26 protein-coding genes are annotated in these 22386 nt (G+C 67.3%); 12 read left to right on the forward strand and 14 right to left on the reverse strand.

What is annotated here, in order from left to right:
* Positions 1 to 20 precede the first annotated feature (20 nt).
* Positions 21 to 1118, reverse strand: coding sequence for a Glu/Leu/Phe/Val dehydrogenase dimerization domain-containing protein (locus ACQ5SA_RS12490; protein ID WP_230112477.1), 1098 nt, complete (start codon positions 1116 to 1118; stop codon positions 21 to 23).
* A gap of 273 nt (positions 1119 to 1391) precedes the next feature.
* Here ACQ5SA_RS12490 and ACQ5SA_RS12495 point away from each other — a divergent pair, with 273 nt between their 5' ends.
* Positions 1392 to 2471: an HDOD domain-containing protein gene (locus tag ACQ5SA_RS12495; protein WP_499314397.1), complete on the forward strand. Its 1080-nt coding sequence runs from the start codon at positions 1392 to 1394 to the stop codon at positions 2469 to 2471.
* A 3-nt stretch (positions 2472 to 2474) separates the two neighbouring features.
* Here the strand turns inward: ACQ5SA_RS12495 and ACQ5SA_RS12500 are convergent, their stop codons facing one another.
* The 3 genes from ACQ5SA_RS12500 to ACQ5SA_RS12510 all read right to left on the reverse strand — a co-directional run bounded on the left by ACQ5SA_RS12500 (position 2475) and on the right by ACQ5SA_RS12510 (position 5357).
* Complete coding sequence (locus ACQ5SA_RS12500; protein WP_499314388.1) at positions 2475 to 4043, reverse strand: phospholipase D family protein; 1569 nt, start codon at positions 4041 to 4043, stop codon at positions 2475 to 2477.
* A 68-nt stretch (positions 4044 to 4111) separates the two neighbouring features.
* Positions 4112 to 4810 carry an RNA pseudouridine synthase gene (locus tag ACQ5SA_RS12505; protein WP_100461343.1) on the reverse strand — a complete coding sequence of 233 codons (699 nt, stop codon included), beginning with the start codon at positions 4808 to 4810 and terminating at the stop codon, positions 4112 to 4114.
* A gap of 46 nt (positions 4811 to 4856) precedes the next feature.
* Positions 4857 to 5357, reverse strand: coding sequence for a M48 family metallopeptidase (locus ACQ5SA_RS12510; RefSeq protein WP_059064772.1), 501 nt, complete (start codon positions 5355 to 5357; stop codon positions 4857 to 4859).
* Between the two features lie 61 nt (positions 5358 to 5418).
* Between ACQ5SA_RS12510 and ACQ5SA_RS12515 the strand changes: the two genes are divergently transcribed.
* Complete coding sequence (locus ACQ5SA_RS12515; RefSeq protein WP_363732259.1) at positions 5419 to 5976, forward strand: DUF2058 domain-containing protein; 558 nt, start codon at positions 5419 to 5421, stop codon at positions 5974 to 5976.
* A 106-nt stretch (positions 5977 to 6082) separates the two neighbouring features.
* Positions 6083 to 6349 (forward strand): DksA/TraR family C4-type zinc finger protein, encoded by a 267-nt coding sequence (locus tag ACQ5SA_RS12520; protein ID WP_230112474.1) that lies wholly within the window; start codon positions 6083 to 6085, stop codon positions 6347 to 6349.
* A gap of 534 nt (positions 6350 to 6883) precedes the next feature.
* Here ACQ5SA_RS12520 and ACQ5SA_RS12525 read toward each other — a convergent pair.
* Complete coding sequence (locus tag ACQ5SA_RS12525; RefSeq protein WP_080353823.1) at positions 6884 to 7477, reverse strand: mechanosensitive ion channel family protein; 594 nt, start codon at positions 7475 to 7477, stop codon at positions 6884 to 6886.
* A 35-nt stretch (positions 7478 to 7512) separates the two neighbouring features.
* Positions 7513 to 7692, reverse strand: coding sequence for a hypothetical protein (locus tag ACQ5SA_RS12530; RefSeq protein ID WP_108267758.1), 180 nt, complete (start codon positions 7690 to 7692; stop codon positions 7513 to 7515).
* 126 nt (positions 7693 to 7818) lie between these two features.
* On the opposite strand from ACQ5SA_RS12530, the gene ACQ5SA_RS12535 reads away from it, so the two are divergent.
* From ACQ5SA_RS12535 to ACQ5SA_RS12545, 3 genes are read left to right on the forward strand one after another with little or no spacing between them, the layout of a single operon-like run.
* Positions 7819 to 8397 (forward strand): RNA polymerase sigma factor, encoded by a 579-nt coding sequence (locus ACQ5SA_RS12535; RefSeq protein ID WP_394198081.1) that lies wholly within the window; start codon positions 7819 to 7821, stop codon positions 8395 to 8397.
* Entirely contained in the window at positions 8394 to 8918 is a 525-nt protein-coding gene (locus ACQ5SA_RS12540) for a hypothetical protein (RefSeq protein ID WP_230112472.1), read from the forward strand. Before ACQ5SA_RS12535 ends, ACQ5SA_RS12540 begins: the two co-directional genes overlap by 4 nt.
* Positions 8919 to 8930: 12 nt before the next feature.
* A complete protein-coding gene (locus tag ACQ5SA_RS12545; protein ID WP_230112471.1) occupies positions 8931 to 9809 on the forward strand; it encodes a DUF4097 family beta strand repeat-containing protein in 879 nt (292 codons plus the stop codon).
* 49 nt (positions 9810 to 9858) lie between these two features.
* On the opposite strand, the gene ACQ5SA_RS12550 is transcribed toward ACQ5SA_RS12545, so the two are convergent.
* From ACQ5SA_RS12550 to ACQ5SA_RS12560, 3 genes are all read right to left on the reverse strand, one after another.
* Positions 9859 to 10041: a hypothetical protein gene (locus tag ACQ5SA_RS12550; protein WP_025879072.1), complete on the reverse strand. Its 183-nt coding sequence runs from the start codon at positions 10039 to 10041 to the stop codon at positions 9859 to 9861.
* A gap of 11 nt (positions 10042 to 10052) precedes the next feature.
* Positions 10053 to 10346 carry a YkgJ family cysteine cluster protein gene (locus tag ACQ5SA_RS12555; RefSeq protein ID WP_051501656.1) on the reverse strand — a complete coding sequence of 98 codons (294 nt, stop codon included), beginning with the start codon at positions 10344 to 10346 and terminating at the stop codon, positions 10053 to 10055.
* 230 nt (positions 10347 to 10576) lie between these two features.
* Positions 10577 to 11938 carry an Hsp70 family protein gene (locus tag ACQ5SA_RS12560; protein WP_165377788.1) on the reverse strand — a complete coding sequence of 454 codons (1362 nt, stop codon included), beginning with the start codon at positions 11936 to 11938 and terminating at the stop codon, positions 10577 to 10579.
* Positions 11939 to 12118: 180 nt separating this feature from the next.
* On the opposite strand from ACQ5SA_RS12560, the gene ACQ5SA_RS12565 reads away from it, so the two are divergent.
* Positions 12119 to 12454, forward strand: a complete 336-nt coding sequence (locus ACQ5SA_RS12565; protein ID WP_230112470.1) for a zinc ribbon domain-containing protein YjdM — start codon at positions 12119 to 12121, stop codon at positions 12452 to 12454.
* A 7-nt stretch (positions 12455 to 12461) separates the two neighbouring features.
* On the opposite strand, the gene ACQ5SA_RS12570 is transcribed toward ACQ5SA_RS12565, so the two are convergent.
* Positions 12462 to 13619 carry a transglutaminase domain-containing protein gene (locus ACQ5SA_RS12570; RefSeq protein WP_230112469.1) on the reverse strand — a complete coding sequence of 386 codons (1158 nt, stop codon included), beginning with the start codon at positions 13617 to 13619 and terminating at the stop codon, positions 12462 to 12464.
* A 228-nt stretch (positions 13620 to 13847) separates the two neighbouring features.
* On the opposite strand from ACQ5SA_RS12570, the gene ACQ5SA_RS12575 reads away from it, so the two are divergent.
* The 4 genes from ACQ5SA_RS12575 (at position 13848) to ACQ5SA_RS12590 (ending at position 16718) form a co-directional block, all read left to right on the forward strand.
* Complete coding sequence (locus ACQ5SA_RS12575; protein ID WP_230112468.1) at positions 13848 to 14450, forward strand: HD domain-containing protein; 603 nt, start codon at positions 13848 to 13850, stop codon at positions 14448 to 14450.
* A 49-nt stretch (positions 14451 to 14499) separates the two neighbouring features.
* On the forward strand, positions 14500 to 14679 hold the full coding sequence (locus ACQ5SA_RS12580; protein WP_230112494.1) for an oxidoreductase-like domain-containing protein: 180 nt from the start codon (positions 14500 to 14502) through the stop codon (positions 14677 to 14679).
* Positions 14676 to 15293, forward strand: coding sequence for a DUF998 domain-containing protein (locus ACQ5SA_RS12585; RefSeq protein ID WP_499314389.1), 618 nt, complete (start codon positions 14676 to 14678; stop codon positions 15291 to 15293). Before ACQ5SA_RS12580 ends, ACQ5SA_RS12585 begins: the two co-directional genes overlap by 4 nt.
* Before the next feature lie 96 nt (positions 15294 to 15389).
* On the forward strand, positions 15390 to 16718 hold the full coding sequence (locus ACQ5SA_RS12590) for a virulence factor family protein (protein ID WP_499314390.1): 1329 nt from the start codon (positions 15390 to 15392) through the stop codon (positions 16716 to 16718).
* 171 nt (positions 16719 to 16889) lie between these two features.
* Here the strand turns inward: ACQ5SA_RS12590 and mprF are convergent, their stop codons facing one another.
* The gene (gene mprF, locus ACQ5SA_RS12595) at positions 16890 to 19454 is read right to left on the reverse strand and encodes a bifunctional lysylphosphatidylglycerol flippase/synthetase MprF (protein ID WP_499314391.1); all 2565 of its coding nucleotides are present in this window, start codon (positions 19452 to 19454) and stop codon (positions 16890 to 16892) included.
* 193 nt (positions 19455 to 19647) lie between these two features.
* On the opposite strand from mprF, the gene ACQ5SA_RS12600 reads away from it, so the two are divergent.
* Positions 19648 to 19995, forward strand: a complete 348-nt coding sequence (locus tag ACQ5SA_RS12600; RefSeq protein WP_223496073.1) for a RidA family protein — start codon at positions 19648 to 19650, stop codon at positions 19993 to 19995.
* A gap of 82 nt (positions 19996 to 20077) precedes the next feature.
* Here ACQ5SA_RS12600 and ACQ5SA_RS12605 read toward each other — a convergent pair whose 3' ends face one another.
* The 3 genes from ACQ5SA_RS12605 to ACQ5SA_RS12615 form a co-directional block, all read right to left on the reverse strand.
* On the reverse strand, positions 20078 to 20452 hold the full coding sequence (locus tag ACQ5SA_RS12605) for a hypothetical protein (RefSeq protein WP_499314392.1): 375 nt from the start codon (positions 20450 to 20452) through the stop codon (positions 20078 to 20080).
* An 848-nt stretch (positions 20453 to 21300) separates the two neighbouring features.
* Positions 21301 to 21714, reverse strand: a complete 414-nt coding sequence (rnfB, locus tag ACQ5SA_RS12610) for an Rnf electron transport complex subunit RnfB (RefSeq protein WP_100461287.1) — start codon at positions 21712 to 21714, stop codon at positions 21301 to 21303.
* A gap of 24 nt (positions 21715 to 21738) precedes the next feature.
* Positions 21739 to 22329 carry an HAD family hydrolase gene (locus tag ACQ5SA_RS12615; RefSeq protein ID WP_165787242.1) on the reverse strand — a complete coding sequence of 197 codons (591 nt, stop codon included), beginning with the start codon at positions 22327 to 22329 and terminating at the stop codon, positions 21739 to 21741.
* Positions 22330 to 22386 lie beyond the last annotated feature (57 nt).

Raw genomic sequence — 22386 nt, forward strand, 5'->3', positions numbered from 1 at the left:
CTGGTTCGTGAGGGCGGCGATCAGCCGCCGCGCAGATTGCCCAGACGCGGTGTGCTGCGGCCCAGCGGCATCTTCAGCTTGCCGATCGACAGGATGCGCGCTTCGGCAATCCGGTCGGCCGCGCGCTGCGGGGCGATGTTCTCGCGCTGCGACAGCTCGAAGATGCGTGTCAGGTTGTGGTAGATGCTGCGGATCAGCCGCATCGCGCGCTCGCGGTTGTAACCGTCGATTTCCAGCGACACGTTCATCACGCCACCCGCGTTGACCGCGTAGTCAGGCGCATACAGGATGCCGCGCGCATGCAGCTCGTCGCCGATCTCCAGGCTGGACAGCTGGTTGTTGGCGGTGCCACAGATGATCTTCGCCTTGATCCGCGGCAGGGTGTCGGCGTTGATCGCGCCTTCCAGCGCGCACGGCGCGAACACATCGGCGTTCACTTCGTGGATCTCATCCGGCTTGACGGCCTCGGCGCCGAAATCGCTGACCGCCCGATCCACCAGGGTGGTGTCCAGATCGGTCACGTACAGCTTGGCGCCACGGTCGCGCAGCAGCTTCACCAGTTCCATGCCGATATGGCCCAGGCCCTGCACCGCGATGCTGGTCTTGCCCACTTCCTCATGGCCGAACTTGAAGCGCATCGAGGCCATCAGCGCCTGCAGCGCGCCATAGGCGGTGAACGGGGCCGGATCTCCCGAGCCGCCATGGACCTGGTGTACGCCGGTGACGAACTGGCTCTCCAGGTAGATGTTCTCCATGTCGTTGACGTCGGTACCGACATCCTCGGCCGTGATGTAGCGACCGCCCAGCGAATCGACGTAGCGGCCGAAGGCGCGGAACAGCACTTCGGTCTTGTCGACCTTGGGGTCGCCGATGATCACCGCCTTGCCGCCACCGACATTGAGACCGGCCAGCGCGTTCTTGTAGGTCATCGTGCGGCTCAGCCGCAGCACATCGGCCAGCGCATCGTCGGTGCTGGCGTAAGGGCGCATGCGCACCCCGCCCAGGGCAGGGCCCAGGGTGGTGTTGTGGATGGCGATGATCGCCCGCAGACCGGCATCCTGGTTGTGGCAGAACACCACCTGTTCGTGGCCGGTGGTTGCGAGGGTTTCGAATAGCATGGGGTCTCCGATGGCGCGATCTGCGGTGAACTGCGGCGAACTGCCAATGAACGGTAGGGTCCGAAAACAAAAAAAGCGACGTCGTCGGTACGGGGGGACGGGTCGCGCGGCGCCATTCTAGTCCATTCGCCCGGGATATGCCGTCGACGCCTGAGGCGTCCGGATTAAAGAAGATGAAAGTGCGGCCGATGCTGCGACGACGGCAGGTGGCCGGATGTGATGAAGGTGCAGGCAGGCCGTGGCAGCAGCAGGACAACGACAGGGTGGGCGGCGATGACCGCAGCGTGGTGGCGATCCGTGCTCCGTCGGCTGTCGCAGCTGACCGGGCGGGCCCCGGCACGTCTGGCCGCAGCCCCCCGCCAGGCCGTGGCCGCGGCGGCGGCCAGCCTGCAGGGTGATGCGTTGCCGGCGGCCGAGGTCGCCGCTCACCTGCAGCGCGGACTGCATGCGCTGGCACTGTATCCGCGCTTGGCAGGTGAACCGACGGCGGTCAGTGCATCGGGTCTGGCCGAGGCGGTGGACCGTGCACTGCAGGACCGCGACTGGGCCACCCGGCAGCTGCCGCGTCGCCCGCAACTGCTGCCGCAGCTGATTCAGACGGTCAATGACGACGTCGCATCGGCGCGGGTGATGGCCGCGATCATCGGCCAGGATCCGGTGCTGACCGGCAACCTGCTGCGCATCGCCAACAGCCCGGTCTACAAGGTGCACGAGCGGCCTGTGGAAAGCCTGCAGCGGGCGGTGACCCTGGTCGGCACCGAAGGGGTGCGGCAGATCATCAGTGCCGTGCTGGTGCAGCCGGTGATGCAGGTGCAGTGCGAGGTGTTCCCGCAGTTCAGTTCGATCATCTGGGAGCACGCGCTGCTGGCTTCACGCGCGGCCGCCGACCACGCACGCACGGTCACCTTCGGCGATGCCTTCGCGGCGCAATGGCTGGGCCTGGTGCAGGGCCTGGGCGCGGCGCTGGTCATGCGCCAACTGCTGCAGGAAGCGCAGGCGCGCGGCGAAGAGGTGGAGCCCGCGCTGGCCCTGCAGTTGCTGCAGCAGTGGTCACTACCGCTGGCACAGCGGGTGGCTGCCGCCTGGGAACTGCCCGAACCGGTGCATCAGGCCCTGTCGCCTGACGCCGACGGTCCGCTGGCTGACAGCCTGCGACTGGCCAGCGCCGCTGCGGCGGCCAGCCTGCTGTGCCGGCACGGGCATGCCAGCCAGGGCCGCATGCTGGCCTTGCTGGAGCAGTTGCCGGCAGCGCCGCCGCACGCGCTGCGCTGGATCTGGCGGCGCCTGCATGGGCGCAATGTGGAAACCCTGGACGAGAGCCTGCACGGCGATGGCGAAGGGCCCGCTCCCTGATCGTTACAGCTGCGATTCCAGCGGCAACCAGCTGATCACCCGTGCCGTCCAGCGTTTGCCAAGGCTGCTGCCGGGCTCGGCATCGACCCAGTGTGGCGGCGGCTCGCGCTGCAGCCAGCGCAGTTGGTCATCAGTGCCCAGTGCCAGCCACCAGCTGTGTTCCGGGCTGGCCAGGCGCAGGTATTCCGCGCGCAGCTGACCGCCCAGTACCGGGTCGTCGAACAGCACGCCCATCTCGGTGTTGAGATAGGCCGAACGCGGATCGAGGTTGAACGATCCGACGAATCCGCGCTGGTCGTCGACCAGCAATGCCTTGGTGTGCAGGCTGGCGCCACTGCTGCCGAACAGGCTGCCGTCACCGCTCTGGCCGCTCGCCTTCAGTTCGTACAGCTGCACGCCGGCCTTCAGCAGCGGCACCCGGTAGCCCATGTAGCCACCGTGTACGGCAGCCACATCGTTGGCCGCCAGTGAGTTGGTCACCACGCCGACCTGGGCGCCACGCCCGGCCATCGCCGAAAGGCCGTCCAGCCCTTCGCTGCCGGGCACGAAGTACGGCGAGATCAACAGTGCCTTGTGGCGCGTCGACTGCAGCTGCCGGACCAGCGCGGAGACCAGCCAGTCGTCATGCGCATCGCCGTGATGCTTCATCGGTGGATCGGACACGATCCGTACCTGCGTGCTCCAGTGCAGCGGCTGCGGGCTGGCGCGCTGGCGCTGACGCGACTCGGCCACGCGCTGCAGGTACGGTTGGGCCTGGGCATGCAGCGCATCCAGATCGGACTGGCGCACCAACTGGCGCAGTTGCGCATCGGTGTAGGTCGCCAGCGCCGAGATCGGAATCGCCGCGTCGCTGTTCCAGTAGTCGTCGAAGATCTGGTTGGCCTGCTGCACGGCCGGGCCGGCCACCACCAGGTCCAGGTCCTGGAAATTCACGTCGCTGCGCGCGCTGAAATACTCCTCACCGATGTTGCGGCCACCGACGATGGCGATGCGCCCATCGGCGATCCAGCTCTTGTTGTGCATGCGGTGGTTCACGCTGAAGGCGCGTTGCACCAGCTCCAGCGTGCGGGCGATGCCGCTGCGGTTGCGGAACGGGTTGTACAGGCGAAGCTCGATGTTGGGATGCGCATCGAGCGCCATCATCAGCGCATCCTTGTCCTTGGCGTTCATGTCATCGAGCAGGATGCGCACGCGCACGCCACGTTCGGCGGCGTCGTACAGCGCCTTGGCCATCAGGTGGCCGATCAGGTCGTCGTGCCAGATGTAGTACTGCAGGTCCAGGCTGCGGCCGGCATGTTCGGTGATCATCGCGCGGGCGGCGAACGCATCCATACCATCGCTGAGGAACGCCACGCCAGACTGCCCCGGATGGGCGGCCTGCAGGGGCCTCATCTGTCGATCGATGGGCGTCTGCGCGGGCTGCAGTGGTAGTACCTGCGACGCTTCACCGCGCGCCTGCGGGGCCAGGTGGTCGGCCAGCAGCAGGCCGGACAGGGCCAGCAGAAGCAGGGCGGCGATGATGATCGCGGCGACGCGCAGCAGGCGTCGCCATAGGGGTTTGCGCAGACTCATGACGCCGATGGTAGATCCACGCCACGCCTGGAGGTAGATCCACGCCATGCGTGGATGAAGTGCGTGACTCAGAACCGCTCGTCGCTACCCAGATAGCGCCACTGGCCCACGGCCAGCGGGCCCAGCGCGACCCGGCCGATGCGCAGGCGGCGCACGGCCACAACCTGCAGGCCGGCAGCCGTCACCGCAGTCCTCAGTCCCCTCGCGGTCAGCCCCTTGCCTGCAAAACGCAGGCGCTGCTCGCTCTGCCAGCTGACCTTGGGGCCGCCGGCTTCATGCTGCAGCCGGGCCATCAGCCACGGGCCACGTTCCGGGCCGCCTTCAGCCACTTCCACCAGATACTCCTGTTCGGTACGGCCGAGGTTCCGCTGCAGGTGCGCGAGCACCGCCGGATCCTGGCTGACCACCACCAGCCCGTTGTCGTCGGCCGGCAGCGAGGAGGCCAGCTGCAGGCCGTGGAAGTGCCGCTGCAGCGGACGGATGTCACTGGCATCCAGTTCGCTGCGGGTTTCGGTGCGGATCAGCGCGCACAGGGCATCGGCCGGCACGCCTGCCGGCTTGTGCAGCAGCATGCTGGCGCGCTCGGCCTTGCTGTCGCTGGCCTGCTCGGCCACCACGATGCTGGCGCTCTCGTCCACCGGGCGCTGCGGCTGTTCCACCACCTCGCCATCGACGCTGACCCAGCCGCCCTCGATATAGCGCCGCGCTTCACCACGCGGGATGCCGAGCAGGGCGGACAGGCGTTTGTCGAGTCGGGTCGGTTCCATGGCGAAAGGTCGGGCAGGGGGCGCGCAGTGTAGCCGCTACGCCGTTTCAGCGCTGGCCACGGTTGGCCAGCTCGGTCAGGTACAGCCGGGTATCGAACTCCAGCTGCAGGTAATCGGGTTCCATGTGCTGGCACAGCTGGTAGAAGGCCTTGTTGTGGTCGGCCTCCTTCAGATGGGCCAGTTCGTGCACCACGATCATGCGCAGGAAGGCGGCTGGCGCCTGCCGGAATACGGTAGCGATGCGGATCTCGCGGCTGGCCTTGAGCCGGCCACCGTGCACCCGGGAAATAGCGGTGTGGGTGCCCAGGGCATGCTTGATGACCTCCAGCGTGTTGTCGTAGCAGACCTTGTTGAGCGGCACCGATTTGCGCAGGTAGCGGTCCTTCATGTCCTGGGTGTAGTCGTACAGCTGGCGATCGCTGCGCACCTCATGCGGGTCGGGGTAGCGCTGCTGCAGCCAGGGGCCGAGCTTGCCCTGTGCCAGCAGGTCGCTGACCTGGGCGACCAGGGGTTCGGGGTAGCCGGTGAGGTACTTCAGGACAGCCATGCAGGGGCGTCGGCGCGTCGGTAGAATGGGGCATCCAGATTACACGCGGTACGTATCGACCATGGCAAAGCCCAACGCGCTGCAGGAACAATTGCTCAAGGCCGGCCTGGCCAAGAAGTCGCAGGCCAGCGCCGCCGCGCGTGAACAGGCCAAGGCCCGCCAGGGCAAGGCCGAGTCGACGTCGGCGGAGGTCCAGCGTGAAGCTGAACGCGCCCGGGCCGAGAAGATCGAGCGTGACCGTGCGCTGGCTGCCGAGCGCAACGCGCAGGCCAAGCAGGCGGAGCGCAAGGCGCAGGCCAAGCAGATCATCAGCGCCCACGCCGTGCCGCACAAAGGCGAGGACGAGTACCGATTCAGCGATGGCGCGGTGATCCGCACCCTGCTGATCGATACCAAGCTGCGCAAGGCGCTGTCGGTGGGCGTGCTGGTCATCGTGGCCCACGGCGACAGCTACGCGGTGCTGCCGCGCGCGGCGGCTGAAAAAGTGCGTGAACGCGCCCCGGAAGCCATTGTCGTCGACCATGGCACGCCCGGCTCCAGTGTCGAGATCTCCACCGGCAACGCCGAGGACGACGCCTACTACGCGCAGTTCCAGGTTCCCGACGACCTGGTCTGGTAAGGCGGCGCTGAACCGGCCGCAGCGTCCGCCGGGCATGGCCCGGCGCTACCGATTGCGGCGGGGTGTATCGTCCCCATATCAGGTGACACCCCTGCGGAGGATGGCCATGGCTACCGGTTGGGCCGGAGATGGCGCGGTCCAGGACCAGATCGACGCCACCGTCGACGATGCGATTGCCCGCGCGCGGCGCCAGCTGCGCCAGGGCCCGGGTCTGGAACACTGTGAGGAATGCGACGCGCCGATTCCGTTGGCGCGGCGTCAGGCGGTGCCTGGGGTTCGGCTGTGCGTGAACTGCCAGCAGGCGCACGACGAAGAGGAACAGGCGCAGGGTGGCTACAACCGCCGCGGCAGCAAGGACAGCCAACTGCGGTGAAGGGTGTTCGGCAAGGCTGCGCCCTGCACCCGCCGAAGCAACATCAACTTCAACGTCAAAAGCGGGCCTTCCGTGGGTAGGCGGGACGGTGTGGGTAGGCAGGACACGCCGTAAACCCTTCCATGGGGGCTCGATGGCGCCATCCATGGCGCCAACGGTCCTGCCTACCCACACCGCCCCACCTCTGACAGATTTCCGCGATCGGGTAGATCCCACCGTGCGTGGATGAATTTCGATGGAAATCGAATATTTCGATATTTGATCGAAGAGCATCCACGCATGGCGTGGATCTACGTGTCGACCAAGGTCGACACCTACCAACAGCAGAGGGAATCTGTCGAAGGCGGGGCACTGTGGGTTTGCGGGGTGTCAGCCGCATGGATGCGGCTGCCAAGCCCCCATGGACGGGTTCACGGCGTCCCCGCAAACCCACAGTGCCCCGCCATCCCACTGGAACCCAGCTTTTGCTGTTGCCTTTGCTTTGGTTTGAAGCATCTGCAGGTGCAGGGCGCAGCCCTGCCGACCAACCCGACCTCAGCCGTCGCCCTGGATGCCGCCGGGCGCCTGCGTCGGGTCGCGCCAGCGGCGTACCGTGCGCTGGAAGAACAGGTTGTTCGGCAGCTGCAGCACCGTGCCCTCGTGGCCGTCACCGGTTTCCTGCAGCGTGGTGTAGATCAGGTTGACGTCGATCACCCGACCCTTCAGCCCGGGCTTTTCGCCGTTTTCCAGCACTTCGATGTAGTCATGCAGGCGGAACGGCCGCGTGGTGAAGATCAGCAGCGTGCAGAAGATGTTGGACAGCACGCTCCAGGCCGCGAAGAACGCCACCGCACCTACCGCAGCGAAGCCGGTGAAGGCCGTCCACAGCACCGACGGCGAGGCGCCGAGCAGGCTGAGGATGTACAGCACCGCGCTGAAATAGACCACGAAACTGGTGATCCGGCGCGCGCCCATCACCATTTCCGGTGGCAGCGTGTAGTGATCGGCGAAGCGGCGGATCAGGCGCCGGGCCAGGACCCGCAGCAGCCAGGCGGCCAGCAGGGTGATCAGGATCTGCAGGGCGATCCCGATGTCATGCAGCCAGGGGTGGGTCCAGGCGGGCAGGTGGTCCTTCAGCGACAACATCATGGGGCGACAACGTGTGACGGAAACGGGGCTTGATGTTACCCGGCGCGTGTCGACGTTTCGACCGCCTGTGTCCAGGCCAGGCAGACGAGGTCCTGTTTGTGCTGCTGCAGGCAGGCGCGACCGCTCTCGGCACGCCAGTGCAGGGAAACGCCGAACGCCTGCAGCAGCATGCAGGCCACGATCGCCAGCAGGGCGGCGCAGGAAGGACTGGACATGGGAGGCTCCTGGCCGGGAAGGCCTGCGGGGGACCTGTGATGGATGCAGCCAGCCGCGAAAAGGTTGCAAGCGGAAAACGCGTCGGCAGATCTAAACCTTTTTCCGGCTGGCCGCATCCAACGGATATGCTCGACACCACCATGCCCGCGCCGCCTGCCGCCACCGACGCCGTCGACGAAACCGCCTTGGTGCGTGCGGCGGCGGCCGGCGATGCCGCTGCCTATGAACTGCTGTATCGGCGGCATTCGCCGCGCGTGTTTGCCTCGTTGTGGCGGCTGTGTGGCGGCCAGCAGGCACGCGCCGAGGATGCACTGCAGGAGGCCTTCCTGCAGGCATGGAAGGCACTGCCGGGCTTCCGTTTCGAGAGCAGCCTGTCGACCTGGCTGCATCGGTTGGGGGTCAACGCTGCGCTGATGGAACTGCGTGGCCGCGGCGCCGGGCATGACCACGACAGCCTGGACGACGTTGACGGTGGGATACCGGAGATGGCAGTGCACGATGGTTGCGCCGGCACCGAACGCGATCTGGAACGCGCATTGGCGACCCTGCCGCCGCGCGCACGTGCGGTACTGGTGCTGCACGATATCGAAGGCTGGAAACACCATGAAATCGCCGGCCAGCTGCAGATGGCGGTCGGTAGTTCCAAAGCACAGCTGCATCGCGCGCGTGGCCTGCTGCGCGCGCGCCTGGGAGACATGACATGACTACGCACGACCCCGATCACGACCTGCTGGCGCGCCTGCGCGCCCTTCCCACTGAACGCAGCACACCGGCCGATGGCTGGGAACGCCTGTCCGCGCGGTTGCCACCCCGCGAGCCGGTTGCTGCGCAGGTGCCCACGGACAATGTGGTGGCGTTGCCACTGCGCAGCCGTCGACGCTGGTGGTTGCCGGTTGGCGCCGCACTGGCGGCCAGCCTCGCGCTCTACGCGGTGGCGCCGTGGCGGCATGCACCCGAGGCGCTGCCTGCGCCCAGTGGCCTGCAGCTGCAGGCCGATGCGATGACCGAACAGTACCGGCAGGCCGTGGCGTCACTGCCTGATGGCACTGCGCCGGAGTGGCAGCCCGCGCTGCACGAACTGGATCGCAGCGTGGAACAGATCCGCGCCGCGATGGCGCAGGACCCGCGCGCGCCGCACCTGCTTGGCCAGCTGAAGCGGACCTACGCGCTGCGGCTCGAACTGACCCGGCAGGCGGCCCAGGCCGCCACCGGTCTGACAACCTGAGGAGACCCCCCGATGCGAACCCTTTTCCCTTTCTGCGCGGCCCTGTTGCTGGTGCCCGCCATGGCGCTGGCCGATACACGTGTCGATGAACGCCACAATGTTGCTGCCGGCGGCCGCATCGAACTGAGCAACATCGCCGGCAAGGTGACCGTGCGCGGCTGGGACCGCAATGACGTGCAGCTCACCGGCACGCTCAGCGACGGTCTGCAGCTGCGCCAGGAAAAGAGTGCCAACCGGGTGCGCTGGGAAATCGAGTATCCGCGACGCGGCAACAGTGGTGGCGCCACCCTGACCCTCAACGTGCCGCGCTCGGTGGAGTTGTTGCTGAGCACGGTCAGTGCCGACCAGGACATCAGTGGCGTTGATGTGCGACGCCTGCAGGCCGATACGGTCAGCGGCAGCCTGAGTGCGTCCGGTCGCAGTGGCGACAGCAAGCTCAACACGGTCAGTGGCAATGTCACTGCGCGGTTGCAGACCCCACGGCTGGACGTGAACACGGTCAGTGGCCGGATCGAGGCCGGTGGCGGCGTTTCCGGCGAGATCGGGGCGCAGACGGTGTCTGGCCGGGTTGGCGTCGATGCCGGTCGCATCCAGCGCTTGGTGGTGGAGACGGTATCCGGCGGCATCGACCTGTCTGCGACCGCATTGGCGCCGGGCGGGCGCATCAACGTGGAGTCGGTCAGTGCGTCGGTCAGCCTGCGTCTGCCGCGCACGGTATCGGCGCAGCTGTCGGTGAACAGCTTCAGCGGGTCGATCAACAGCGACGCCGGCAAGGTCGAGCGGCCGCGCTATGGGCCAGGCAGCAGCCTGGATGCCCGCCTGGGCAGCGGCGACGGCGATATCCGCGTGCAGTCGCACTCGGGCAGTGTGCAGGTACGCCTGGACCGCTGAGCGCGGTCCGGCAGGCCGCGGCGGCAGCGCCGCCGCGGTCGGGGGTGGGTCAGCTGGCTTTCTTCAGCGCCCAGGTGGTACCGAGAACTTCAATCTTGCCACCGCTCTTGCGGAACGCGGCCAGGTCGGAGGCGATCGAGTCGCTGTTGACCACGGTGCTGGCGGATGCGCCCTTGCGTTCGCTGCGGATGCTGTTGCTGGCCTTCGCGGGGGTCTTTGCCTTGCGGGGCATGGTTGCTCCTGTCAGGTGGAAGGGGAGGAAAGCGCGCAGGATTCAGCCTGGCGCAGGTAGTCCTGCCGCTCGCGGCGGCAGTCGTCGCCGCCCATCGAGAACTGGCGGCAGATCGCCGGGCGCTGCGAATAGATCGTGCAGCGCAGGTGATACGGATCGATCGCCGCGCACCAGCCTTCCTCGTTGCGCGCCATCACGGCACGGCCGTGTGCGTCGCGCGACAGGAACTGGCCAGGCACGTGGTCGCCGGGCTGCAGCAGGACCGGCAACCGGCAACAGACCGCGTCACAACGGCGGCAGTCGATGGGTGCTGGTTCAGCGTCAGGTTGTACGGCCACAGGGGCCTGGCGGGTGCCCAAAGCGGGTCTCGATGGCGGCTCGGGTAGTACGCGGACCATGATCGAGCCAGAGGGCATGGTCGCCAGACCCGCTGGGCGGGGCAGGCTGCACCATGGGTACACACACCGGCGAGGCCAGCGGAAGGTGCAGCGGTTTTCTAGCCGGCCAAGGGTAGCGCAGACCGCGTAACGTTTTGTTAATCCCGGCTGGCTGCCGCCAGCGCGAGGCCTTGGACGACCCCCAGCGAGGGCTCGCCGTGGACCATCCGAGCGCCCGGGAACGCCTCGGCAGCGGCCTGCCGCAGGTAGCCGGCGCGGGACATGCCGCCGGTCAGGAACACCGCGTCCGGGTCACCACCGATGTCATTGCGGACCTGGGCGAGCAGTTCGCGGATCTGGGTCAGGTAGCCATGGGCGGCGGCGGCCAGACCGTCGGCGCTGTTGTCCACGTGCAGGTCGCGCGCGATGTAGTCCAGCGTGCTGCGGTGTTCGCTGGCGCCGCTGAGGGCGATCTTGGCGCGCTCGACATCGCGGTACAGGCGGGCGGTGTTGCCGGTGTCCTGCAGTGCCTGCAGGCGCGCCCCCCAGGGAGCGTCGACGTTGTCGTAGCTGTGCTGGCGGAACTCGCGCTGGCGGGTCATGTCCTGCACGGTGGCCGCTTCCACGTAGTGGTGGGTGGGCACGCGGGTGATGCCACGGCCGAACAGCGGCATGTAACCGGACAGGCTCAGGGCCAGGTCGATATCGGTACCGCCGCGGGCGATACCCCAGGCACGATGGATCCGTGGTGCTTCGCTGCCACCCACTTCGGCGTGCGCGATATCGGTGGTGCCGCCGCCGATATCGACGATCACCGCCTGATGGCGATCGCTGCTTTCAGCGTGGTAATGCATGGCCGCGGCAGCGGGTTCTTCAAGGAAGTCGATCTGGTCGAAGCCGGCCTGGCTGGCCGCTTCGCGCAGGATGTCCAGGGCCTGGTCGTTACCGGCCTCACCGATCGAACTGCGGAACTGCACCGGGCGGCCGAGCAGGGCGCTGCGCAGCGGTTGGCCGAGCTGCGCGCTGGCGGTCAAGCGGATGTGTTCGAGGATGTGCGCGGCGATGCCGGTGATGGTCTGCCGCGCACGCGGGTGCAGGTTGTAGCCGAGCATGGACTTCGGGCTCTGCACGAGGTTGCCTTCGTGCTCCTCGAAATATGCTTCCAGCGCGTCGTCGCCATAGACCGCGTTCTGCAGCAGGTCGCTGGCGCTGCGTTCCTTTCCAGCGCGAGCCTCCATCCACTCCCGGCGCAGGGCGCGCAATGCCTCGCGGCGCAGGGCCTGTGGCGTGCGTTCCTGGCCAGCGGCGCGGGCTGCACGGGCGGCGCTGTCGATCAGCTGCTGCAGTTCGTGTTCCTGCCCGGCGTCGAGCTGGAAATCGTCCGGGTCGGGCACCACGCCGGGGAAGTACACGCTGGTACGGAACTGTTCGGCCTCGCCGAAGCGGATCGGCAGCAGCTTCCCATCACGCACGATGGCGGCGGCGGAGTTGCTGGTACCGAAGTCGATGCCGAGGCGCATGGGGGAGGTCCGGGGACGATCAGGGGCCGCGCACTCTGCTGGAGTTTGCCGCGCGCTGCAAGTTCCGGCGCCTCCCTCGTGCGGGGACGGGCGAGCCCCCACCCGGACCGCCGCCGGAAAATGAACGAAAAGGTCGGGCGGTTACAATGGCGGCTGTTGATTCATTTTGAGGTACTTGCGATGTCTTCTGTTCCCGCCTGCCCGCAGTGCACCCTGGAAAACACCTATGCCGATGGCGCGCTGTGGATCTGCGCCGACTGCGGCTTCGAGTGGACGGCCGAAGAAGGTGCTGGCTCGACCCTGCTCGTGCGTGACAGCAACGGCAATACCCTGCAGACCGGCGACACCGTCACCGTGATCAAGGACCTGAAGGTCAAGGGTTCCTCGATCCCGCTCAAGCAGGGCACCGTGATCCGCAACATCCGTCTGGTCGAAGACGATGCCGAACACATCGAGGGCAACTCGGACAAGATCAAGGGGCTGGTGCTGAAGACCTGCTTCCTCAAGAAGGCCTGATCGCGCCTCAGCGCTTGGCCTGCTGCGCTCGCCAGCGGGCCAGACTGTCCAGTTTGGCCTGGTAGCGGGCCTGCTGCGTTGAACCGCCCAGTTCCTGCGCCCGCAGCAGCTCGCGGTCTGCACGCTGCAGCCGGCCCGTCAGGAAATACACCCGCGCCAGGCCGAAGTGGAACTGGTGCGCGGTGTCGTACAGGCGCACCGCCCGCCGGTAGTACGTGATCGCCTTGCCCAGGTCGCCAGCGCGTTCGGCCTGGGCGCCCTGCATGTACTGCGCGAACGGATCCTCGCGCTGCACCGACTGCAGTTTCTTCTGCATCGACTGCGCCTGCGCCGTCATGCCGAGCTTGCGATAGAGCGCACTGGCGTTGTTCAACGCGGCACTCTGGCGGCCGTCCAGGCGCAGGGCGGTATCCAGCGCCGTGCGAGCACCCTGGTCGTCACCCAGGCGGTTGTCGAGCACGCCGATGTTGTTCCACGTCGATGCGAATGTGGGGTCCTGTGCCAGCGCGGCATCGAAGAAGGCACGCGCCCCGCTCAGGTCGCCGTCGGCCAGATGCTCCGCGCCGCGGTTGTTGTAGTAGTGCGCCAGTGCCCGTTCACGGCCGATCGGCTGCGGCCCATGGCGGTCATACAGCACGTTGCGGTCCAGGTCGACGGTGCCGTAGCGGCCGCCGACATCCACGCCGGCGTTGACGTGGCCGACGTTGTAGACCACGCCCTGGTCCTGATCCTGGTACCACGACACCACCTGGCCAACTTCCTGCACGCGCGCCTGGATGCCGGCCTCACGGGCGAGCGTGACGAACAGCAGGGTGAAGGCGAGGCAGTTGGCGCGCTGGTGCTGCCAGATCTCGCTGACGGTGTAGGTCGCATCGGCGTCGTACTGCAGGTCCAGCCCATGCTGGCTGAAGATCATTTCCACCAGCGCCTGCAGGCGCTGGTCACGCGAGTAGCTGCGGCTGATCACCTGCTTCTGCAGCATCTCGCGCATCGCCGGCGGGATCGCGAACACCTGTTCGGGCGTCGGCACGCTGGCGGCGGTGACCTTTACGGTGGAGATGGTCGGGATGGCGGGCGCAGCGGCCGGAGCATCCTGGGCGGACAGGGCTGGCGCGCCGAGCGTAGCCAGTGACAGGAGAAAGCATCGAGCGGCAAGACGGCGCATGACGGTTTCCGGCAGCGGCGGGCGCTCCCGCCTGCGGCCAGTGTAGACCTGCAGGTGGCGGTCCGCATCCATCGGCAATCAGCGCGGCGCTCATCCACAGCCGATGTGGACCAGCACGCGACAAACCTGTGGACAACCGCCTCTGGCCCTTGCCCGGTGCGGGATGTGAGTGGCTGGTGAAAAAACAGCCAGCTTGCCCGGCGTTGCCAAGGGCGGGATCATCCACGCATGGACTTCGCCCCGCTGACCCTCGCCCCTGCGCATTGGCAGGCATTGCAGGATGCCTATGCGACGCCGCCGCGCGCCTACCACCACTTCGGCCATGTGCGCGCGGTCCTGCAGCATTGCCAGACGGTGGCCGAGGGGCCGGGCTGGCAACAGCCAGCCGAGGTCTATGTGGCTGCGCTGTACCACGATGCGATCTACCAGGCCGGGCGCAAGGACAACGAGGCAAAGTCGGCCGCGCTGGCCCTGCGGACCATTGCGGCCTCACCGGAGCTGGCATCGGTGGACGCCGGCCGGGTCGAGCAGTTGATCCTGCTTACCGCCCGCCATGGCGAGCTGGGCCCGACCGATGTCGATGCCGAAGCCGCGTTGTTCCTGGACTGCGACATGGCGATCCTGGCGGCGCCGGAAGCGGTGTTCTCCGCCTACGACCGCGGCGTGGCCGAAGAATACAAAGGCGTGGTGCCCGGCTTCCTGTACCGCGCCGGACGCCGCCGCTTCCTGCAGGGGCTGCTGCGCGCGCCGCGGATCTTCCTCAGCGACTTCTTCGACCAGCGGCTTGATGCTGCCGCGCGGGCCAATTTGCGCCGCCAACTGGGCGCCTGAGCGCGCCGCTACACTATCCACCTGCAACCGCGTGGTGTTGTTTCCAGCCGTGACCGTCTCCGATACCCCCGCCGATCCCCGTCCGCTGCCGCCGGAAGAACCCGGCCCCAACGAATGCTGCGGCAGTGGCTGCCCGTTGTGCGTGCTGGACCTGTACGCCGAGGAGCTGCAGCGTTACCGCAAGGCGCTGGCTGACTGGAAGGCACGGCATCCGGACGCCGATCCATGAGCCGTGCCCGTCCAGCCGCGATGCTGGCGCTGGTGGCACTGCTGTTGTTCGTGGCGACCGCGTTGTGGACGCAATTCGCGCGTGCGGATCTGGATTGGGTAAAGGCCACCCTGAGCCTGTACCTGCATGGGCCGTGGGGCCTGGCACTACGCACGGCCTATTGCCTGCTGGCACTGGCCATCGCCGTGCTCGGCATCGCGTTGTATCGGTACAGCGTGGGGCCGCGGCGCAGCGCAGCGGCACCGTTGCTGTTCTGCGTGGCTGCCGGCGGCTTGGCCACCGTTGCCATCGGTGACAGCTGGCTGCCCGCGGCAACGCCGTTGCTGGCGCCGCTGATCCATGGGCTGGCCGCCAATACCGCCTTCCTGTGCGCCAGCGTGGGCATGCTGCTGCAGGCCTGGTACCTGCGCCGCGAGCCGGGCTGGCGACGCAGTGCGGCGCTGTTGTGGGGCTGGGCATGGCTGGCCTTCGTGCTGCTGTGGATGCACGTGCTCTGGCGTGGTGGGCCACCGCGCGGGCTGGGGCAGAAACTGGTGATCGCGGTGATCGTCGGCTGGTTGATCTGGCTGGCGCTGGCGCTGTATCGCCGCGGGCGTGCCACCTGCACCCGCTGAATCGACCACCTGCTGTGTTGCGGGACGCCTGTACCGGTACGTGCCGTGCACGCAGCGGCGGCGTATCGTGTGCGCATTCCAACGGGATGCGAAACGATGCGTGCAGGGCTGGGCAGGGCGATGGGGCTGGTGTTGGCGTTGGCGGCGTTGCCAGCGATGGCCGCTGTGCAGCAGGTCAGCCACGGACGCTTCGATCAGGTGCCGGTGCATGTGCCGGCCGGGGCGCCACAACGGGTGGTGATCTGGTTCCATGACGGCGCTGATGCCGGCCGCACGCCGATCGAAGCGCTGCGTGCCGATGGTGCGCTGGTGGCCTCGGTGGATGTGGCCCACCTGCGCGGCGTGCTCAAGCGCGAAGGCAACAGCAGCTGCGCGTTCGGGGCGGGCGATGTCGAGAATTTCTCACGTTGGGTGCAGGCGTTCCTGCATCTGCCGGGCTATCACCTGCCGTTGGTCGGCGGCAGCGGCGAAGGCGCCGAGCTGGCCTATGCGCTGGCAGCGCAGGCCGACACCCAGGTCTTTGCCGGCCTGTTGACCTCGGGCTTCTGCCCGGCCCACACGCACGAGCGCATGGTCTGCGGCGATGGCGTGAAGCACGACCGCTTGCAGCCCAGTGAACTGAATTTCCCGTGGTTGAACGCGGCCGGTGCGGCGGGGTGTTCAACCAACAGTGCAGGCCCGTTTGTGCAGCAGGTTGCGATGGCCCGCGAATTCAAGCGCACCGTTGCCGGCGATGCGACACCGGGGCTGGTGGCAGCGGCCCGGGTGATCGGTGCGCAGGCCGGGATCGCGCTGGCACCGCCGCCGGATGCCCTGAAGGGGCTGCCGGTAGTGGAAGTGCCGGCGCAGGGCAGTGGTGACACACTGGCGGTGTTCGTTTCCGGCGATGGTGGCTGGGCCGGCCTGGACAAGGACGTAGCTGGTGCCCTGGCCGAACATGGCGTGGCGGTGGTTGGCCTCGATTCGCTGCGTTACTTCTGGAGCGAACGCACGCCGCAGGGATTCGCTGTCGATCTGCAGAAGATCATCGGCCACTACCGCCAGCAATGGCAGCGCGACAAGGTGATGTTGATCGGTTTCTCGCAGGGCGCCGATGTGCTGCCGGCCACCATCAACCAGCTGGATGCAGGCACCCGCGCCAGCCTCGAGCGCATCGTGCTGCTGTCGGTGGGCAAGAACGCCGACTTTGAATTCCATGTCAGCAACTGGCTGGGCGGCGGTGGCGGCGGTCTGCCGATCGCGCCGGAAGTAGCCAGGCTGCCGGCGGACAAGACCCTGTGCGTGTACGGCGACAAGGACGAGGACGCGCTGTGCCCCGGTCTGCCGGGCAACGATGGCGTGCACAAGGTCAAGCTGCCGGGCGACCATCACTTCGGAGGTGACTATGATCGCCTGGCCGAAGTAATTCTCAAGGGCGGCGCGTAAGCCCCTGGTAGACGCCGACCTTGGTCGGCGCTTGGGCTTGGAACTCCATGGCAGGGAGCGTGTCGACCAAGGTCGACACCTACCGGGCGGCAGGTAGCGCCGGGCCATACCCGGTGAGACGCAGGCGAGATGATTTCGGTAGCGCCGGGCCATGCCCGGCGGATCGTGACCTCAATTCCGCCGCGGGTCCAGCGAGATCAGCCGCGTGGCATCCAGCAGTGCGGCCGGCAGGTGCATGCCGCCGGGCGCGGCCAGGTAGCGCGGTCGCCATTGCGGATCGAACTTCGACTTGAACCTGCGCAGGCCGCTGAAGCCATAGAAGCGCTCGCCGTGTCGTGCGAGCAGGCCGGCCAGGCGGTTCCAGCGACCGGCCAGGCGATGCTGGGCCAGGCCGGACAATGGCGCCATGCCCAGCGAGAACCGTGCATACCCCTGCGCGCGGCCCCACAGGAACAGCTCGATGAACAGGAAATCCATCGTGCCCTTCGGTGCGTCGCTGACGTGGCGCATCAGATCCACTGACAACTCAGCGCCGGCCGGTGCCTGCCACAGGTTGGCGAAGGCCACGATCCGACCCTCGGCTTCGACCAGGGCGATCGGGAAACGCACCAGATAATCCGGGTCGTAGCTGCCCAGCGAGAAGCCCTTCTCGTCGCCGGACTTGTCGTCCAGCCACGCGTTGGAAATGGCATGCAGGCGTGGCAACAGGGCAGGGATCTCTTCCGCCGGTGCAACGCGGAAGGACAGCCCACCGCGCTTGCCGCGGTTCCAGGCTTGCCGCAGGTCGGCACGCTCACGGCCTTCCAGGCCGAAGTCGTGCAGCGGCACCATGGCCTCTTCACCCAGCTTGACCAGACCCAGCCCGAGATCGAGATAGGTCTGCCAATACGCTTCACCCACCTGGTAGAACACCGGGCGCAGTCCGAGCCGGTCGGCCTCTTCGCGGAAGCGCCAGATCAGTGCGCGCGCCACCTCGGGTGGCCCGACCGGGTCGCCCATCGCGATCAGCGAGCCGCCGTAGCGCTGCATCATCACAAAGCCCTTGTGTTCCGCATCGCGCAGCACCGCCTTGTCGGCGGTCAGCACCAGACAGGCCTGGGTATCGGTAGCGCCTGCCAGCACCGGTGCCAGCGCCTGCAGGGTTGCGTCGTCGGCAGGTGGCAGTGGGCTGCGCGTGCTGTGCAGCAACCGCGCCAGCCCGAACATCACCAGTGCCATCGCCACCAGCAGCAGCGCACGCAGCGCGCGTGGCGCATTGCCGGACACTGCGAACTGCCACCACAGCTCGTTCTGGTATTCGACATGGCTGTAGGTGAAGAACAGCAGCCAGGTCACTGCCACCAGCACCAGGCCGAGGTTGCGCAGCCATGGCCACGACCAGGCTTCGTCCAGCAGCGCGCCCTGACGATAGAACTCGCGCCGCGCCGCCCACAGCGCCATCGCCACCAGCAGCGCCGACAACGCGATCAGCGGTTGGCCACCGCGAAGCCAGATCGGCAGCGGCGCGATCACGCAGATCGCCATCGCCAGCATCCAGGCCGCGTGGCTGCGGCGGGCCAGGCCCTGGCCGATCAACAGCAGGGCGACACCGCCGAGGCTGCCGATCAGGTGCGAGGTTTCCAGGATCGGCAGCGAGGCATTGATCAAGTGCCGGCGTGGGGTGGGCAAGGTGCCGTCGATGACCAGCGCGGCGCCGACACTGAAGGCGGCCAGCGCGATGATCTGCGGCAACCACGGACGCAGCGCGTACCAACCGGCGCGGGTTGCACCTGCGCTGGCCTGCAGCGGTTGCCGCAGCGCGGGCGCCAGTGCCAGCACGGTTGCCAGCAGCAGCGGCAGCACGTAGTAACTGACGCGGTAGATCAACGCCGCTGCCAGCACCGCAGCAGGCGCCACTTGCGGCAGCAGCTTCAGCAGGCTCCACTCGAACACGCCCAGGCCGGCCGGCACGGTGGAGATCAGGCCGGCCAGCACGGCTACCAGGTACAGGCCGACGAAACCGGGCAGGCCGGTTGGCGTGGAATCCGGCAGCAGCACGTAGAACGCGGCGCTGGCCAGCACCAGCTCGACCACGCTGAGCACGGTGACACCCAGCATGGTGCGTCGGTCGGGCAGCCACAGGCCATGGCCGAAGATGCGGAACTGGCGACCGTCGCGGCCGACCAGGATGAAGGTGGCGGCAAAGGCGATCAGCGCGATGATGCCGACCACGCGCACTGCAGCGGGGTCCAGCGGCAGCGCAAGCGCGGCAGCGGCCGGCTCCATGCACAGCGCCACGCCGATCAGCAGCCATGCGCCGAAGATGAAGCCCAGCGTGCTCATCAGCACCACCTGGCCGATCTGCGCCAGATCCAGGCCGGCACTGCGATAGCCGCGCAGGCGCACGGCACCACCGGTGAGTGCGGCAAAGCCCACGGTCTGGCCCAGGGTGTGGGCGAGGAAGGCGGTGATGCCGATCCGTGCCGGATGCACGCGGACGCCGCTGCGGCGCAGGCCGATTGCATCGAAGCCGATCAGGCACGCATAGCTGGCCAGACCGAGCAGCACGGTCAGCGCGATCTGGGCACCGCTGAGCTGGCGGAAGGCCTGGCGGATGGCACGATAGCCGTGCTCATCGAATTCACCGGCCAGCCCGTGCAGGGCCAGCGCCAGGATCAGCAATGGAACGACGATGGTGACGACCCGCTTCCAGGTCGGGGCAGGGGCGGCAGGGACGGAATCGGTAGGGGCGGTCATCGGCGCAAGGGTGCGGCAGTAAGGGCGAGGGCGGTGTCAACGCAGGGCGTCGCGCATCGTGCGCCTGTCAGCGCGGTTTGACCAGCGGCGCGGCTGTGCCGCCGGTGGCGGTATTCAGTGGCCGCACCGCGCACACACTTCCAACGCCGGCTGGGTGAGAATGCAGTTCAGACCACCCGCAGGAGCCACGCCCATGATGGAGCGTTACGACGTCGGACCGCGCATGTCCGAGATGACCGTGTACAACAAGGTCGCCTACCTTTCCGGCCAGATTCCGGAAGACACCAGCCAGGACATCACCGGGCAGACCCGGCAGGTGCTGGCCGAGATCGACAAGCTGCTGGCGCTGGTGGCCAGTGACCGCCAGCATGTGCTGCGTGCGGAGATCTTCCTGGCAGACATGGCTGACTTCGAGGGCATGAACAAAGCGTGGGACGAGTGGGTGGTGGATGGCGCGACCCCGGCCCGCGCCACCGTCGAAGCCAAGCTTGCGCATGCCGAATGGAAGGTCGAGATCATCGTTACGGCGGCCGTGCCGTAATGACCGGGCAGGGGGCAGATCCGTTTTCCACTGGGAAAGGGATCTGACCCCATTCGCCGGTGAGGCGACGCTGCGACGCCTGTTACGGCTGCGGTTGTAACCGTGTGCTTGCCTGCGCGCTCAAGGCCACGCAGGCCAGCATCAAGCCTTCCATGACGCGGTCGCCGACGTATTCCTCCGGCGCCCCATTCTGCCGGGCGCGTTCGGCGGCCAGCATGACCTCCTGCACCACGCGCAGCCCTGCCAGCGCGCAGTCGGCATCGGCCAGTGCCATGCACCGGCTGGGAAGTTGATGCCGTTCCGGCCACGCTTGGCCATCGGCCGCCGCGCCAGTACCGATACGCCGCAAGGTCGCAACCAGCGTGGTGGGATCACAGGCTGGTGCCTGTTGCGTGTCCTCGTCGGCGTCTGCCGGGCCGAGGTAAGGGTGCAGATGGGGGAAATCCGATGCGTTCATGGCAAGGCTCCGTGCAGGACAGACGGTAGCCGCCACTCAAAGGTGGCGGACGGAGACGTGGCTCGAAAACCGGGACGCAAGACGAAACCGGTGGACCCGAAAGCCCCCACGCTCCGCCCGCCATGACCGGCAGACGGATTGCCAGCCGGCGCCACGCAAAGTGACGCCGGCTGGCAAGCGTAAACAACATCTTGCGTCGCGGGTTTTCGACACCCGGCCACCCTTTTGCGGTGGCTCACCATCTGTAAACCCGCTGTGGCGGAATGCCAATCAGACGAGTTGCATTGCTCGCACCATCAAGACGCTTTCAGCATTTTTGCATGCTGTTGAACAGCCTCAAGCACAGGTGGCGCAAGGGCCGCGAATGATCGAGCAATCTGCGACATGCATCGTGATTCGATAGTTGCCAGTGCACACAGGGCAGGTCGTTTGCGACGAAGGTCCATGACGTCGGACAGATGGTGCGGACCAAGATCCGCACCTACCAACACCCAAGCCATGGCATTGCACTTGCTCGACCGTCCGCCGCGGATATCTGTCAGGGGCTGGTGGGCGGGGGCAAGCGGGACCGTTGGCGCCATGGGCCAGGCGCATGCCGCCTGGCGGGTTGGGCAGGACGCCCAACCCCGGTCTTGCCGCGTGCGCAGGATAGCGCACACGAGCAAGGCGCCATCGAGCCCCCATGGATGGGTTCACGGCGTGTCCCGCTTGCCCCCGCCCACCCGCCCAGACCATGAAACCCAGCCAGCCGACGGCTCTTGCCGTTGCCGTTGCCGTTGCTGTTGCTGTTGCTGTTGCTGTTGCTGTTGCTCTCAGCGCAAAGCGACGCCGCCGCGTCGCAAAAAAACCTACACCAACACCAGCTCGATGCAATCCACCGGACACGGCGGAATACACAACTCGCATCCCGTGCACAGATCCGCAATCACCGTATGCATGTACTTCGCCCCGCCGACGATCGCATCCACCGGACACGCCTGTATGCACTTCGTACACCCGATGCAGTCAGCCTCCACGATCAACGCCACCTGCGGCGCCTTGTGCTCGCCCCGGCTGCGGTCAAACGGCAGCGCCGGCACACCCAGTACCTGCGCCAACGCCCGCGCCCCGGCATCGCCACCCGGCGGACAACGATCCACACCCACCTCGCCACGGGCCATCGCCTGCGCATACGGGCGACAGCCGTCGTAGCCGCATTGCCCGCATTGGGTCTGCGGCAGCAAGCGGTCCAGGCGTTCGGTCAGGGGCGGAATCAGGCTCATGCGTGGCGAAGGCTGCGCGTGTGGTTACTTCAGGGGTTTGCCGCGGTACCAGCGCTCGTGCGCCAGGGCCAGCATCGGACGATCCTCGGCGCTGTCACCGTAGGCATGGATGCGTGTGTAGCGTGACAGATCGAACTGGCGACGGATGTGCTCGACCTTGCGCGGACCACAATCGCCACCGGCGTAGCGGCCGGTCAGGCGTCCGCTTTCGCTTTCCAGCCGATTGCAGATCAGCTGCAGGCCCAGTTGTTCGCACCACGGCCGCAGGTACAGGTCCAGTGAGCCGGACACCACCACCACGGTGTGCTGCTGCGCCTTGTGCCAGCGGATCTGCTCCAGCATTTCCGGACGCACGACATCAGGCAGGAACTCGCGGGAAAAGCCTGCCGCCAGCGTCTCGATGTCATCGGCATGGCGCTCGCTGAAGGTCAATCGGGTCACCCGTGCGCGGATGCGCTCGGCGGAGATCAGCTTCAGCTTGTAGGCCAGCAGCCATGGGCCGACTTTCCACCACGCCTGTGCCAGCTGTTCAGCGGTGGCGACCCGGCGCAGGAAGCGGCCGTAGGTGTCGCAGGTGGTGACAGTGTGGTCGAAGTCGAACAGCGCCAGTTCCAACGCAGCATCTCCCATCACGGTACCTCCCTTCGCGGTGCTCATGACCGGGCGCGGCCG

The organism is Stenotrophomonas indicatrix, from assembly GCF_050573115.1.
GTDB lineage: Bacteria > Pseudomonadota > Gammaproteobacteria > Xanthomonadales > Xanthomonadaceae > Stenotrophomonas > Stenotrophomonas lactitubi_A.

Excerpts from the sequence above, each read along its gene's own strand:
- ACQ5SA_RS12590 (WP_499314390.1), top strand. The coding sequence starts at position 15,390 with ATGCGTGCAGGGCTGGGCAGGGCGATGGGGCTGGTGTTGGCGTTGGCG.
- ACQ5SA_RS12570 (WP_230112469.1), bottom strand. The coding sequence starts at position 13,619 with ATGCGCCGTCTTGCCGCTCGATGCTTTCTCCTGTCACTGGCTACGCTC.
- ACQ5SA_RS12565 (WP_230112470.1), top strand. The coding sequence starts at position 12,119 with ATGTCTTCTGTTCCCGCCTGCCCGCAGTGCACCCTGGAAAACACCTAT.
- ACQ5SA_RS12545 (WP_230112471.1), top strand. The coding sequence starts at position 8,931 with ATGCGAACCCTTTTCCCTTTCTGCGCGGCCCTGTTGCTGGTGCCCGCC.
- ACQ5SA_RS12505 (WP_100461343.1), bottom strand. The coding sequence starts at position 4,810 with ATGGAACCGACCCGACTCGACAAACGCCTGTCCGCCCTGCTCGGCATC.
- ACQ5SA_RS12605 (WP_499314392.1), bottom strand. The coding sequence starts at position 20,452 with ATGAACGCATCGGATTTCCCCCATCTGCACCCTTACCTCGGCCCGGCA.
- ACQ5SA_RS12540 (WP_230112472.1), top strand. The coding sequence starts at position 8,394 with ATGACTACGCACGACCCCGATCACGACCTGCTGGCGCGCCTGCGCGCC.
- ACQ5SA_RS12515 (WP_363732259.1), top strand. The coding sequence starts at position 5,419 with ATGGCAAAGCCCAACGCGCTGCAGGAACAATTGCTCAAGGCCGGCCTG.
- ACQ5SA_RS12600 (WP_223496073.1), top strand. The coding sequence starts at position 19,648 with ATGATGGAGCGTTACGACGTCGGACCGCGCATGTCCGAGATGACCGTG.
- ACQ5SA_RS12535 (WP_394198081.1), top strand. The coding sequence starts at position 7,819 with ATGCTCGACACCACCATGCCCGCGCCGCCTGCCGCCACCGACGCCGTC.
- ACQ5SA_RS12500 (WP_499314388.1), bottom strand. The coding sequence starts at position 4,043 with ATGAGTCTGCGCAAACCCCTATGGCGACGCCTGCTGCGCGTCGCCGCG.
- rnfB (WP_100461287.1), bottom strand. The coding sequence starts at position 21,714 with ATGAGCCTGATTCCGCCCCTGACCGAACGCCTGGACCGCTTGCTGCCG.
- ACQ5SA_RS12575 (WP_230112468.1), top strand. The coding sequence starts at position 13,848 with ATGGACTTCGCCCCGCTGACCCTCGCCCCTGCGCATTGGCAGGCATTG.
- ACQ5SA_RS12495 (WP_499314397.1), top strand. The coding sequence starts at position 1,392 with ATGACCGCAGCGTGGTGGCGATCCGTGCTCCGTCGGCTGTCGCAGCTG.
- mprF (WP_499314391.1), bottom strand. The coding sequence starts at position 19,454 with ATGACCGCCCCTACCGATTCCGTCCCTGCCGCCCCTGCCCCGACCTGG.
- ACQ5SA_RS12510 (WP_059064772.1), bottom strand. The coding sequence starts at position 5,357 with ATGGCTGTCCTGAAGTACCTCACCGGCTACCCCGAACCCCTGGTCGCC.
- ACQ5SA_RS12585 (WP_499314389.1), top strand. The coding sequence starts at position 14,676 with ATGAGCCGTGCCCGTCCAGCCGCGATGCTGGCGCTGGTGGCACTGCTG.
- ACQ5SA_RS12525 (WP_080353823.1), bottom strand. The coding sequence starts at position 7,477 with ATGATGTTGTCGCTGAAGGACCACCTGCCCGCCTGGACCCACCCCTGG.
- ACQ5SA_RS12520 (WP_230112474.1), top strand. The coding sequence starts at position 6,083 with ATGGCTACCGGTTGGGCCGGAGATGGCGCGGTCCAGGACCAGATCGAC.
- ACQ5SA_RS12530 (WP_108267758.1), bottom strand. The coding sequence starts at position 7,692 with ATGTCCAGTCCTTCCTGCGCCGCCCTGCTGGCGATCGTGGCCTGCATG.
- ACQ5SA_RS12550 (WP_025879072.1), bottom strand. The coding sequence starts at position 10,041 with ATGCCCCGCAAGGCAAAGACCCCCGCGAAGGCCAGCAACAGCATCCGC.
- ACQ5SA_RS12490 (WP_230112477.1), bottom strand. The coding sequence starts at position 1,118 with ATGCTATTCGAAACCCTCGCAACCACCGGCCACGAACAGGTGGTGTTC.
- ACQ5SA_RS12560 (WP_165377788.1), bottom strand. The coding sequence starts at position 11,938 with ATGCGCCTCGGCATCGACTTCGGTACCAGCAACTCCGCCGCCGCCATC.